We start from the raw sequence: 13,990 nt of genomic DNA, 5'->3' as shown, positions 1-13,990 counted from the left end.
AATGCAGGTTTTGCGGTTCTTTTTGTCGCTGTTTGTCAAAAGCAAGAAGGGATGGGTGCTTCAACTGAAACACTGCCAGGCCGGACATCAGTGCATCACCCAGTGAGATTGTGCAATTGGCACCTCTATTGTCAGGGATTTGTTGAAAATCCTTGTGTATTGCTGCAAACAGGCTATCGGCGTTGAGATGTTTTCTCACTTTTCGTTGGGCAGTTGTGGTTGGTCTTATCGCATTGGTCGAATTGTAGCTTTTTGATTTCATCGTTTTCTCCTATGTATTTATTTGGAATCACATAGAAAAAACGATTTTTCACTAGCAGCTTTGTCAAGTAAAAAATGGCATAGCCGGAAAGTTTTTTATACTATATTTTTTAGTATTTATACCTCATAAAAGTTGCAACAGTTTACGAAAGAGCTTTTTAATATATTAAGTTATTTCAAATATATAACTTTTGAGCGGGAATTGCTGGTTTAACAAGAGAGTGGATGGGGTTGATCATGTTTTGAAGCTCAGCCCTGAATAGATCTGCTTGGGGATTCTGCTGAGGAGATTTCTTTGGTTTCATGGCTAAAAAATGCAAGAAAATGGACGGTTAGTATCAATAATCTTGCATTTATATTAGCATACTTGACCGTTTTTCTCTAGTCTATTCAGCCATATATCTCATTTTTCAGTATGGACTAGTTAGAATCTTTTTATGCTTTTTTGTTAAGTCAAAATGTGTCTAAAATTTGATTTTTCAGTGTATAAATATCTTATTGCTCTGGGGAAAGATGCTGGCCCGGAGTGAAGTGGAATAGAGTTCAAGTCAGGCCTGGACATTTGAAATGATACATGTTTAAAAAGTGCACTGTTTTGAATTAAGCAAAAGCGGAACGAGTTGGATACTTTTTTTTCAAGAGTAGTCATGGTCTAACAGCCGGTGAATAGAATGAACAGTACTGAAAAAATTTCCTGGAAGGTGGCTGAGTTTGTAAAAGAGCGTGGGCATAAGTCTGTCGTGTGCTTTGACTTTTTTGACACGCTAGTGACTCGTAAGGTAATGCCTGAATACACCAAGAAAATTGCTTCAAGACAACTAAGTACCTTATTTGGGAAGAAAATTTCCGCACACGAATTTTATAAAAAAAGACGTAGTCTCGAAGCCGAAATATGTGCAAAAAATCTGGCAAAAGGGCATGACCAAGAGTTCAATTTGATTGATTTGTCCAGAAGTCTTTATCTCTATTTGCATGATCGGGCAATAATAGATGCTATCGATATAGACTGTACGGCTTTTACTGAAATATTTATAAATGTAGAGCTCACAGTTGAGAGACAAGTGCAACAACCATCAGCTATTCTGATTGAATTATTGAAGAAACTGAAAGATGAGGATGTAAAAATATTATTAATATCTGATTTTTATATTCCCAGTAATATTTTTTCAAGGCTTCTTCAGCATCATGGTTTAGACGGTGTTTTCGAAAGAGTATTTATTTCGTGCGACTATCTACGAACAAAAGGATCGGGGCGTCTTTATGATCTGATACTACGGGAACTTGATTTAAAGGCAAAAAACCTCCTTATGATAGGTGACAATCCCCATGCAGATAAAAAAATGGCAGAAGATAACGGTTTACAGTCATTACTGATTGACAGTACTGACAATCAGGATTTTTATCAGAAGTGGGAAGGGGAACAGCAGAAGAACACTACTCTCCAAAAGCAGCTGGTTGATATTGCAGGAAAAGAAAATTTTGTTCCTTTTCAAGAATTTTCGCTGATAATTTGGCATTTTATCAGAAAATTATTTGAAGCCTTGCGCATCGATGGCGTGCAGGATGTTTTCTTTTTGTCGCGTGAAGGTGAGTTTTTGAAAGCCCTGTTTGTGCTGTATCAGGAGCGATTTTTTGGGCAAGAAGTAATTCGGTCCCATTATCTACTTGTCTCAAGGAAATCTAGCTATGTTGCGTCATTAGATTCCCTGAAAAACGAAAAATTCGAAAAATTATTCAACCAGTACAGCCATATATCTCCAAGAGATTTTCTCTTAAGTCTTAATTTTACTGAATATCAGAGCAGGAAAATCTGTGCTGCTGTGGATATTGATTATACGACAAAAATATATAACTTTGCTGAAAGTTCAGAATACCGCACTCTTCGTAATAATTCCGTTTTTCAGGAGCTGTACGAGCAATTTCGAGTTGAGCAACGAAATAACTTTACCCGCTATTTAATGTCGTTTGGTGTTGATTTCACTCAGGAAAGGTTGAATATTGTTGATGTTGGCTGGAAGGGGTCAATGCAGGATAATATTTTTAGAATCTTGAATGAAAATATCGAAATTGCCGGGTATTATATAGGATTGCTTGGTGGAGGTATGAGCTCAGAAACACCCTTGATGCAAAAGACGGGAATCCTTTTCTCTTCTTTACCGAAAGATGAGCAGTTTTTTTCTGTATACAACAATAATCGTGCTTTGTTTGAAATGATGCTAGGCGCTTCACACGGAAGTGCCGAAGGGTATTTTCTCTCTCGAAGTGAAGTTAATAGAAGGGACAACGGGAGTCTTTACGGGAAATATGACGGTATCCATGTCGCAGTAGCTGAAGCTGCTGAAGAATCGGAATTGTATGTCTCCAAAATTCAGCCTCTCCAAGAAAAAATTTATAGCACGTTTTCACGGATAGGGAATTGTTTTTTTTATAATTATCAATCGGATCCACCAGAAGACTGGTTTGCAGCCCAGCATGCCAGGATGGTTTTTCTACCCACGAAGATAGAGGTGGAATTTTTTGAGTCTCTTTATCATCTTGAAAATTTTGGAGTGTTTGAATTTACCACTTTTTATGCAGGAGAAAAACTGTCTTTCAGGAAAAGAGTCTCTAATTTAAAAGCAGTTATCAGCGACCCGCCACTATTGGAAATAGGCTTCTGGCCCCCTGTAATTTTGCGCCATCTTGGTATTGGTTGGTACAGGAGCATTGATGGGTGGAAACGTTATCAACGTGTATTTGGTTACAGGAGGTTATGGTGCGCATTGCGTTTCTTTTAGGCTCGGCTGATATTTCGGGTGGAACAAATGTGATTTTGGAATACGGTATTCGCATGCAAGTTCAGGGAGATGAGGTCTTTCTGATCACTCTTGATCCTGTGGATGCTACACAGTTGTTTTGGCATAAAGATGCTGCCGCTTTGTGTTGGATTACCCTGGATGAGGCTCAAAAGCTCTCTTTTGATATATTGCTGGCAACATGGTGGCAGTCGGTCTTTTTGTTAGAGAAAGTACAGGCTCAATCGTATTGCTATTTTGTTCAATCCATTGAATCACGATTTTTTCCACCACAGAATAGCAGGGAATTGCCAAACAGAGATATTGATGTACTGCGTGAATGGTGTGAAAGTTCTTACTGCTTTCCTCTGCCGGTAATTACGGAAGCGCACTGGATTTGTGATTATTTACACGATCTCTACGGTCATAAGGCGGTGCTGATAAGGAATGGTATCAGGAAAGATATTTATAACACAAATGGTAAATGTGTTGCTGCTAAAAAGGTAGGTAAATTACGAGTCCTTGTAGAGGGACCGCTCAATGTCTTTTTTAAGAATGTTGAAAAGACGTTAGAATTATGCCTTCAGTCTGATGCCGATGAAGTTTGGTTGTTGACCTCCTCCCACATACAAGAGTATGCCGGTGTCGATAGGTGCTTTTCAAAGATTCCAATCGAAAAAACTGCCGAAATTTACAGATCTTGTGATGTCTTGGTTAAGTTAAGCTATGTCGAGGGAATGTTTGGGCCTCCACTGGAAATGTTTCATTGTGGTGGAACTGCTATCGTCTATGATGTTACCGGCCATGATGAGTATATAAAACATAAACAAAATGCAATTGTTGTTAATAAAGATGCCGAGTCGGATGTTGTTTCCTGGATTAATCGTTTGAAAAGTGATTCTGAGTTTCTTGCGGCATTATGTCATGAGGCCTCACTCACCGCAAAGGATTGGCCTGATTGGCAAACTCAGGCTGAAAGTTTTTCTAAACAATTAAAGAAAATTACCGCATCCTCTCAAATCACTCAGAAACTTGTTGCCGGATATACTGCCAGGAGTAGCACAGCTAGAGACAGATATTTTAAATCACAAGAGTATGCTCGTTTTTTTGATCGGGAAAACTCTTTGGAGATAGGTAGGCAATACCAGAATTTTATTCAAGTCTATTATCATCATGGAAGAGGCTATACTAATGAAGCTATGCTATGGGATGAATATCTTGACAATGGCTGGCAAACTTGTTCTGTTATCTTGCCCTTTGATATGCGTCCTGTTGCCATCCGCCTTGATCCATCGGTGCGAATAGGTGTGATATCAATCCGTACCGTGCGAATTGTTGATAAAGATACTGGCGATATATTAGGAGAATGGAATTCTCAAACGGGTTTTAATTCATTGCAACTGCAGGGCACATGTCGACAAATTGAGAATAAAAGGCTGCTGAAGATATTTGCTCATGGTGAGGACCCGCAAATTCAATTGCCCGGAACATATAGTATTTCAGGGAGTCGAGTAGAGTTGCAGGTAGAACTCTTTGAAGAAAGGGTATGGAGTACATTGCAGGCTCTATCAGGAAACCCTGTAAAACGATGGTTAAAAAAGATCGTCAACTTTTTACGTGCTGCTCAGTAGCAAACCTATTAGTCCATCTATGCCTCAATTAATTTCTGTTATATTGCCATCCTATAATCATGCCCACTATATTGGGGAAGCCATTGATAGTGTTTTGCAACAGAGTCATAGCAATTTTGAATTGATTGTCGTGGATGACGGATCGACAGATAACTCTTTAGAAGTTATTAGAAGTTATTCCGATGAACGTATCTCAATAATAGAACAATCCAATAGCGGTGCGCATAATGCCATCAACCGCGGTCTCAGTATTGCCGATGGGGAGTATCTGACGATATTAAATTCGGATGACAGGTATTATCCTGATCGGTTTGAAAAAATGCTGCAATCATTGCAGTATTCAGAGGGTGACTTTTGTTTTTCCAATGTGGATATGATAGATGCTGGCTCTGACCATTACCGTGGTTGGCGGTATGATCATTATCATGAGCTTTGTAAGAAGTGCAGAGACGTTTCAGGAAATGTTTTTTTAGTTGCAAATCCGGCTTTTACTACATCGAATTTCTTTTTTAGCCGAAAAGCCTATAATCAGGTTGGGGAGTTTTATAATCTACGTTATACACATGACTGGAACTGGGCGCTCCGTTATAGTGCCGAATGTCAAGTCATTTGGCTTGATGAAAAATTGATGGATTACAGGGTACATGATTCAAATACGCTGTTGGAAAGTGCTGTTTGGAACCATCTGTTTGAGGACTCGTATAATTTTTCCTGCTATCTCCACACAATTTCCAAAAAACATACTACCATTGAAAATATCAATAATATTTATTTGAATTTACTCTTAAGAAACGAAAGCTATGTTGCCGTTGCTGTGGCAGTATTTCTTTCGTATTTAGGAAGAGGGTTGGTGAAAGATGATAAAGCTTTATTACAATTGCTCCAAGATGATACATTTAGAGACAAAGTGATCACTTTAGTTAAAAATACAAAACTGAATTCAGATGTATTCCTCTCATATCAATATTTGAGTAATAAAATATTTATGCACGACCACTATAAAAATACCCTTGCCGAAAAAGAAAAAGAATTACAACATGTACTTGCATTACTTGAATCTGAAAAGCTGAATAATCGCTCCTTCATCCAAAAAGCGAAGAAGAAACTTCAAGGGATGTTCCCCTTCTCTAGATGACTTATGTTGAATAAGCTATCAATAACTATTGGTTTTTTCCTGGTTCTCTTCGGGTATTTTTTTCTCTTCTACCATTTTAACCCTGGATTAACCGTTTCATTTAAAGGGAGCCTGCCCAAAGATGTTCACGGAACCTTGTATTGGGATTATGGTAATGGTTTTTTAGAAAACAATTCCATTGAGCTTTTGTTGTCGGCAAATGACGTAATTACTGGTGAAAACCTAGGTGATATAACAGTTGAAGCGTCGGGTCAAAAAAACAATAAAGCCAGAGATAATATGGTCTGGTTGGTTGTCACCGAACATGATTTTCATAATCCTAATTTTGTTATAGAAGGTCGTCATGCATGGATGAATTGGTTTGATATTAACAAGGATAGCAAAGGAAGGCAACTGGCCTTATATCCAGGGGCAAAAATTGTTTTTGAGAATTCGTCCAGTGCTTATAACATTAAATTTTTCAAAACTCCGAATTCCGGCATCGCTAAAATAACAAGCAGTACAGGTGAAGTTCAGTTCTACGATGGGTATGGAAAGAATGCAGGATGGCAGGTGAGCCTATTTGAATTTTACACATCATCACCCGGAAGCATTAATTACATATTGGACCCCTATCGAGCAAAGTTTGAAAAGAGACTTTATTTACCCCATCGTAAGGTAGTGGGACTGAAGTTTATACAATTGGCGGCAGAAAAAGAATCGGTTAACATTGAATCGATGGATGTCGTTGATGCAAGTGGAAAACGGCATCTTATCCGGCCAACTGTGCTTTCCGACAGGGAGTTTGTGTTTAGAGCTTTTTCCGATGTTGCCCAGAATAGGTTTTCTGTGCTTCTGTTATCTGTACAATTCTTTACAGCAGGTGTTCTCTCTTTATTTCTTTATTACCTATTGTCACTTCCTGTGGTATCAGAAGTGAAAAATTCCAGAAATTCGTTGAAAACGATATTTATTTCTAGAAAACGATGGTTTTTCTGGCTGATTTTTCTGTCTGGTATAGCATCAAACATGTTGTGGCTTTTAGCAGAATGGCCTGGTTGCATGACGCCTGATTCCGTGCATGTCAATATTGAGATGAATACGCTAAAAATCACAAACCACCATCCTTATTTATACACATTGTACATGTTGGGGTTACATAATATTTACGATTCTCCGCTGACTGTAGTATTATTTCAAATACTCTGCTTTCATGCGGTTGTTGCCAGCTGGTTGGTTTTTATTTTTCGCAATGGAGTTCGGTGGTACATAATTCTTCCACTCTATTTTCTGACGTTTCTATCTATTCCCGTAAACTTGTTCAATATAACTCTTTGGAAGGATATACCCTACAATACATTGGTATTATTTTGGGCTTTCTTTTTAACTGCTTGTTACTATTTAAAAAGGCAAGGAAAGATACTGCAACTCTCAAAGGTGCAGTTGGTACTGTTGAGCGTTGCCTTTGTGTTTTTATGCACTTTCAGGCACAACGGTTTGATTTATTTACCAATTATTCCAGTTCTGCTGTTCTTTAGTTCCACTGTCAGTCGAAAACGGTTGGCAGGATTTTTGTTTTTGAGTGGAGTGATGTTGTTCCTTGTATATCAGGTTTTACCTGGCTACATTCTGTACGATAAACCCGAGGCAAATAATTTCTCAAAAAGTGTGGTCGAAAACAATTTTAAAAATGTAACCAAGATCTCTCATGATGCTGAGGAATACTATATTGAAAATTACCTGGCATATCGTGTGAAAAGATTCGTTGCAACCTTAGGGGCTTCTCCCAAAGCATCGACATGGTATAACGATATGCATCACCCACCGCAGCGGTGGTTTAGTGTCGACGAGGTGCGTGCTGAGTGGATCGTTAATCCGATAAGCAACACTCTTGCTCATTATAAAGATTTAGCATTGGATACACGCATATTTAAAGGTTTTACGAGTGGGCGGTTTATACATTGGAATAGCGCTTTTGGTTTCGTGTTGTTGTTAATGGCTTTTGGCTTGTATAAATGGTTCCCTGTTTCCGCTTTTTATTCATTCTTTTTCCTCGTCCAGGCAGGCGGGATGTTTTTTGTGGTCTGGCCAAGGTGGCGTTATTTGTATTTCCTCTATCTTGGTGGTATGTATTTAATCTTTACAATCCTTCTTGAATACAGCACCAGAAAGAATTTGCGGGTGCAGGTAGCCGGTAAAAATATTTTATGAAAAAATTAATTATTCAAATTCCCTGCTTTAATGAAGAAGAAACACTTCCTTTGGCTTTAGCGGAACTACCACGAAAAGTTGAAGGTTTTGATATTGTCGAATGGTTGGTAATTGACGATGGTTGTACAGACAAAACCGTGGATGTCGCCAGGCAGAATGGAGTTGATCATATTGTCCATTTAACTAAAAACAAAGGACTGGCTAAGGGGTTTATGGCAGGGGTGCACGGCTGCCTGAAGCTAGGTGCTGATGTCATAGTTAACACGGATGCTGATAATCAGTATCGGGCGGCTGATATACCGCTGCTTGTTGCTCCCATTGTCTCCGGTGAAGCTGAGTTCGTTGTCGGTGCCAGACCAATTGACGGTATTGAATATTTTAGTGTTACAAAAAAAATCCTGCAGAAGATAGGAAGCAAGGTGGTTCGAGTTGTCAGCAAAACAAAAGTAAAAGATGCAACAAGTGGTTTTAGAGCAATCAGTCGTGACGCAGCAATGCAGTTGAATGTTTTTAATGAGTATACCTATACTCTTGAAACTCTTATCCAGGCAGGGCAGAAAAACATGGCTGTTATGTCGGTCCCGGTACGTATCAATCCATATCTTCGACCTTCCAGATTAATGAGCAGTATCCCATCTTATATATATAAATCTGTTATAACAATACTGAGGATTCTTGTTGTATATAAGCCATTTAGGTTTTTTGTGACGATAGGAGCCAGCATTCTCACGGTGGGTCTTTTGTTGGGGATACGTTTCTTGGCTTTCTATTTTTCAGGGTCCGGGGATGGGCACATTCAATCGCTCATTCTTACTTCGATTTTGATTGGAACAGGTTTTCAGGTTATTCTCGTCGCTTTTTTATCGGATTTGCAATCTGTCAATAGAAGGTTGATGGAAGATATCCAATATAGATTGAAGAAAAAAGAATACAGGAAAGCTACCTGAAATTATGGAAGCTCCTTTGAGAGTGGTCTGCTGGGGTACGTATGACCTTGGAAAGCCTAGAAATAGAATTTTACTGCGGGGATTGCGTGAAAATAACGTTATCGTTTACCAGTGTCATAAAGATATATGGACGGGAGTAGAGGATAAGAGCCAGGTTAAAGGCTTGCTTTCGAAATTGGCATTTTTTTTACGTCTACTTGCCTCTTACCCCGTTTTGATTTGCAGATATTTTACAATGCCCGCCCATGATATCGTCTTTGTCGGATACCTTGGTCAGCTTGATGTTATCGTTATTGTGCTGTTTGCCAAACTTCGTGGAGTTCCGGTAGTTTTGGATGTTTTCCTTTCTCTATATGATACAATAGTTGATGACAGAAAGTTGCTTTCCCCTTCTAATCCTCTGAGTAAATTGCTCTATTTCTTTGAGTGGGTTGCAACTCGTTGTGCTACCGCGCTAATTCTTGATACCCGAACGCATAGTCAATATATCAAGCAGCTTTTTCATTTGAAAACTAAAAATATGGGGGCTATTTTTGTTGGCATTGAACCGGAATGCTTTGCCGGCTATAAAGAGTCTGTGATTGTGTCAGGGCCTGTAGCAGAACACAAGAAACTCTCTGTGTTGTTTTATGGCCAGTTTATTCCTCTTCACGGGATTGGAACAATAATTGAAGCAGCGCGTATCTTAAAAGGAAAGCCCGTTAAATGGCACATTATCGGGCAGGGGCAGGAAGCGCCAAGAATTCAAAAAATGTTAGATGAAGTCATTTTGCCTGATGTCACCTGGACCAAATGGGTAAAATATGAGGAATTGAATAATTGGATCGCTCAATCAGATATATGTCTTGGAATTTTTGGGGGGTCTGGAAAGGCCTCAAGGGTAATACCCAATAAAATTTACCAGGTAATCAGTTCAGGAAAACCTGTTATTACATTGGATTCTCCTGCCATACGAGAGCTACTTGACTCTGATATGAAAAACATATTTTTGGTTCCCCCTGGAGATCCGCAAAAACTGGCGGATACGATTCTTTACCTACTGACATCCCTCGACTGGAAACAGGTATCCTATCCTCCTGAAATAACAAATCGAATTCAACCCAAAACAATTGGCAGGGAGTTTCTGAACTTTCTTACTCAAGTGACATAAGGATGGAAGTATGAATATTTTAATGGTCACTGAAAGGTACATTCCTATATGGGGAGGTGCGGAAAATCAATTACGGCAACTGGCACCATACCTCGTTAAGAGAGGATGCAGGGTCGAGATTGTCACAAGGCGTTGGCACAAAGAGATGCCTTCACAAGAACTCATCTCCGGTGTCATGGTTTATCGAATTGGTTTTCCAGGCACATCATTATTTGCCAAAGTAGTTTTTATTAGTTCTCTTTTCCTGTTTATGTTCAAGGCCGGTTCCAGGATCGATATATATCATTCTCATGGCGCAGTCAACATGGGTGGTTTGTGTGCACTCATTCAGTTACTTCGAAAGAAGAAGAATGTAGCTAAAATTGCCAGTGCAGGTAGAATCCCGAGATTGCTTTCTACAGTGCCGGGTCGGTTTTCTCTATGCATGTTTAAACACTCCTCGGCAATTATTAGCATGACTCGGGAGATTGATCAGGAATTGCAAAGTATTAAAACTTCAAAATCTGTTATATATTCAATACCGAATGGGGTTGATTGCAGGCGTTTTCATCCATCTTCTTCTGCAGAGCGACAGGAGTGGCGGGTAAACAATAAACTTCCATCTGAAAGTCTACTTCTACTCTTTTCAAGCAGATTGGTTTTTGGAAAAGGTTTGGATATTTTAATAGATGCCTGGGCAAGAATAGTACATTCTGTCCCGGAGGCTTTTTTGCTCATTGTCGGTAGTGGTGCAAATCAGCCTGATTCAGTAGAAGAAGAAATGCGCCAAAAAATAGTAATAGAGAAACTGAAAAATGTTAGATTTTTGGGAGAAACGCAAACCCCTGAAGATTTCTTGTCAATGGTTGATTTCTTTATATTTCCTTCAAGAAAAGAAGGATTTCCAAATGCCCTAATGGAAGCTATGGCTTCACGTCTTCCCTGTATTGCGTCAAAAATTGGTGGAGTAGAAGCGATCATAACTGACAACGAAAATGGGCTTTTGTTTGAGTCTGAAAATAGTGATGATCTTGCAAATAAATGTATAGGTCTGATCCAAGACAGAGAAAAGAGAGAATACCTGGGGGGAAATGCAAGAAGGCATATGCTGACCTATTATTCATTTGAGGCAATAAGTGAAAAGTATATTGGCCTTTACAAATCTCTCGGTTCTTCATAATCAAATTATAACTGGCTATTGCCCTTCGTGTGTTCTCAAGTGTCTGCATAGTCCATTCGGTATTATTGTGAGAGAATTGATTTACGAATTGGTTTTTAAAGAATGGAGTCGGTGTTAACCCAGATTTCTCATCAATAAAGTTTTTTGCAGGTCGAGACACAAGCCATACGCTGTAGTAAATTACCGCAAGTGGCTTGTAACGCTACTTCTTCGGAAAAATCTATCGCCCCGAAGGGTGAGCTTTGGATTTGAAACGAAAAGCACACTGTTTTCTGCGATAGCCAGTTGAAAAAAATGAAATCATGTAATTGAGTTTGGAATCAAAGTGCTCATGAGAAATGCGGGCTAAATGAGATATGTGGCTGAATAAACTAGAGAAAAACGGTCATGTATGCTAATATAAATGCAAGATTATTGATACTAACCGTCCATTTTCTTGCATTTTTTAGCCATGAAACCAAAGAAATCTCCTCAGCAGAATCCCCAAGCAGATCTATTCAGGGCCGAGCTTCAAAACATGATCAACCCCACCCACTCTCTTGTTAAACTATCAGAAGTGGTGAACTGGGACCAACTTAACCAAACATTTGGTGAGTCATTCAATTCAGAAAAAGGTCGACCTGCCATCAGTACACGACTGATGATTGCACTCCATTATTTCAAATACACATTTGACCTCAGTGATGAAGATGTTCTTCATGGCTGGGTTGAAAACCCCTATTGGCAGTACTTTAGTGGTATGAAGTACTTTGAACATAAACTTCCCATTCATCCGACAAGCATGACCAAATGGCGGAATAGGATCGGCGAGGCTGGAGCTGAAGAGCTGTTAAAGCAGACCATTGAAGCCGGATTGAAATTGAAAGCGATTAAGACAACTCAGTTGAAAAGAGTGAATGTCGATACGACGGTGATGGAGAAAGATATTCGCTTCCCAACTGATGCCAGACTGTATGATCGTGCACGAGATCGATTGGTGAAAGAGGCAAAAAAGAGAAAGATTAACTTGAGGCAAAACTACAATCGTCTTGCAAAACGCCTGGTGTTGAAACAAAGCCGGTATGCACATGCCAGGCAAATGAAGAGAGCCAGGAATTGCACCAAAAAGCTGAAAACATACCTCGGTCGTGTAATTCGAGATATTGAAAGAAAATGTTCGGTTATTGACGGGGATCTATCGGCTTTACTCGCAACATCGAAAAAAATCCACAAGCAACAGCGACACGATAAAAACAAGGTGTACAGTGTGCACGAACCTGATGTTGATTGTATCAGTAAAGGAAAGGCTCATAAGCGATATGAATTTGGGACCAAAGTCAGTGTAGCAACGACGAGTCGTGGAGGCTGGTTTGTTGGTGCTCTTGCCTTCCACAACAATCCATACGATGGGCACACTCTGGAGGAGACTTTAGAACAAGTGACCAAGCTGACAAAAAGCCCAGATCATGTTTTTGTGGATCGCGGGTACCGAGGTCATGATTACACAGGTGAAGCTTCGGTGCATGTTGACAAAGTACGGAGAGGAAAAACCTCAAACAGCCTTTGGCGATGGATGAAGCGTCGCTCGGCAGTTGAACCATCCATAGGTCATTTAAAACAAGAACACCGTATGGATCGAAACCGATTGAAAGGAGTGGTCGGGGATCAGATAAATGCTATCCTTAGTGCTGCTGGTATGAACTTCAGAAAGCTAATGAAGTTCATTAGAGGAGTTTTGCTTCTTTTTTGGGCAATGATTGTAATTCAGGCTGGGATGCCAAGTCGGCAACCCGCCTGATTGAAATGCTTTTTTCAGAATCGACTAAGTAATTGTTTTTGTGATAATTTTTAGTATCTCGGTTAAGAATGTGGACGTAAAGGTGAAGCAAATTATGATTCAATAAAAAAATATATTTTGCATAAAAATTACAATTTGTTAGTGTCGTCGCCTTGAGTTGAGCTGGTTGTTTATTAAGCGATACAGGATATTCTTGCGCGTGAGTGGGTTAAATATGTTTAGCTATCTGATATAAAAATGGTTTCGTCCGTACTAAAAGTTTTTGAATTTTTCAATAGAGAAGAAAAACGGCAGCTTTACTGGTTAATAGTGATCGTAATTATCCGTAGTTTATTTGAAGTTGTAGGTGTTGCTTCAATTATGCCGTTTATCGCCGTGGCCTCAAATCCCGAGACAATTCATTCTAACTCTTATCTAGCGGTTATATATGAGTTCTTTGGATTTAATTCTTCAAAGTCATTTCTTCTCGTTTTGGGGCTCGCTGTCTTCTGTGTTTTAATTCTCAATAATGCGCTTGCCGCATATACTGATTGGAAACTCATCAAATTTACACAGCTGCGCGGACACTCTTTGGAATATCGTCTTTTTGCGAGGTATTTATCGCAACCTTACTCATATTTTCTTAATCGAAACACCGCTGACTTCGGGGTAAATGTGTTGTCTGAAGTGGGGAACTTCATGAGTGGGGTTCTTCGTCCTCTGATGACGTTGGTATCAAAACTCATCGTTTCATCATTCATTCTCATTCTCTTGTTAGCAATTGACCCGTTTTTGGCTCTGATTGTTGCATCGGTTTTGGGTTCTGCTTTTGGGGTAGTTTTTGCACTCGTCAGGAAACGGCTGAGAAGGGTTGGAAAAGAGCGGGCCTACCATAACAAAAAAAGATATCTCTGTGTCAATGAATCATTTACCGGGGTGAAGGAAATCAAAGTCAAAGGTTGCGAAGGAACGTATTCCGATAGATTT

General features: G+C 39.5%; 8 protein-coding genes and 2 pseudogenes. 9 read left to right on the top strand and 1 reads right to left on the bottom strand.

Going from position 1 to position 13,990, the window contains the following annotated elements:
* Positions 1-262, bottom strand: a pseudogene (locus FCL48_RS22805) (hypothetical protein); the annotation flags it as partial.
* Between the two features lie 670 nt (positions 263-932).
* On the opposite strand from FCL48_RS22805, the gene FCL48_RS22800 reads away from it, so the two are divergent.
* From FCL48_RS22800 to FCL48_RS26005, 9 genes and pseudogenes are all read left to right on the top strand, one after another.
* Positions 933-3,038 carry an HAD family hydrolase gene (locus FCL48_RS22800; protein WP_136876054.1) on the top strand — a complete coding sequence of 702 codons (2,106 nt, stop codon included), beginning with the start codon at positions 933-935 and terminating at the stop codon, positions 3,036-3,038.
* Complete coding sequence (locus FCL48_RS22795; protein ID WP_136876052.1) at positions 3,014-4,666, top strand: glycosyltransferase; 1,653 nt, start codon at positions 3,014-3,016, stop codon at positions 4,664-4,666. The genes FCL48_RS22800 and FCL48_RS22795 overlap by 25 nt, the downstream gene beginning before the upstream one ends.
* Positions 4,667-4,685: 19 nt before the next feature.
* Positions 4,686-5,801 (top strand): glycosyltransferase, encoded by a 1,116-nt coding sequence (locus FCL48_RS22790; RefSeq protein WP_136876050.1) that lies wholly within the window; start codon positions 4,686-4,688, stop codon positions 5,799-5,801.
* Positions 5,802-5,804: 3 nt separating this feature from the next.
* A complete protein-coding gene (locus FCL48_RS22785) occupies positions 5,805-7,991 on the top strand; it encodes a hypothetical protein (protein WP_136876048.1) in 2,187 nt (728 codons plus the stop codon).
* On the top strand, positions 7,988-8,938 hold the full coding sequence (locus FCL48_RS22780) for a glycosyltransferase family 2 protein (RefSeq protein WP_136876046.1): 951 nt from the start codon (positions 7,988-7,990) through the stop codon (positions 8,936-8,938). The genes FCL48_RS22785 and FCL48_RS22780 overlap by 4 nt, the downstream gene beginning before the upstream one ends.
* Positions 8,939-8,942: 4 nt before the next feature.
* Positions 8,943-10,088, top strand: a complete 1,146-nt coding sequence (locus FCL48_RS22775; RefSeq protein WP_136876044.1) for a glycosyltransferase — start codon at positions 8,943-8,945, stop codon at positions 10,086-10,088.
* A gap of 10 nt (positions 10,089-10,098) precedes the next feature.
* Positions 10,099-11,247, top strand: coding sequence for a glycosyltransferase family 4 protein (locus FCL48_RS22770; protein WP_136876042.1), 1,149 nt, complete (start codon positions 10,099-10,101; stop codon positions 11,245-11,247).
* A 451-nt stretch (positions 11,248-11,698) separates the two neighbouring features.
* Positions 11,699-13,024 (top strand): IS5 family transposase, encoded by a 1,326-nt coding sequence (locus FCL48_RS22765; protein ID WP_136876040.1) that lies wholly within the window; start codon positions 11,699-11,701, stop codon positions 13,022-13,024.
* A gap of 237 nt (positions 13,025-13,261) precedes the next feature.
* Positions 13,262-13,936: pseudogene (locus tag FCL48_RS26005) on the top strand (ABC transporter transmembrane domain-containing protein); the annotation flags it as partial.
* Between the last annotated feature and the right edge of the window lie 54 nt (positions 13,937-13,990).

The sequence above is a fragment of the Desulforhopalus sp. IMCC35007 genome (assembly GCF_005116575.1).
In the GTDB taxonomy this organism is placed as follows: domain Bacteria; phylum Desulfobacterota; class Desulfobulbia; order Desulfobulbales; family Desulfocapsaceae; genus Desulforhopalus_A.
Note: the sequence above shows the minus strand (reverse complement) of the source record. Positions and strands in the feature narration are given on the sequence as shown.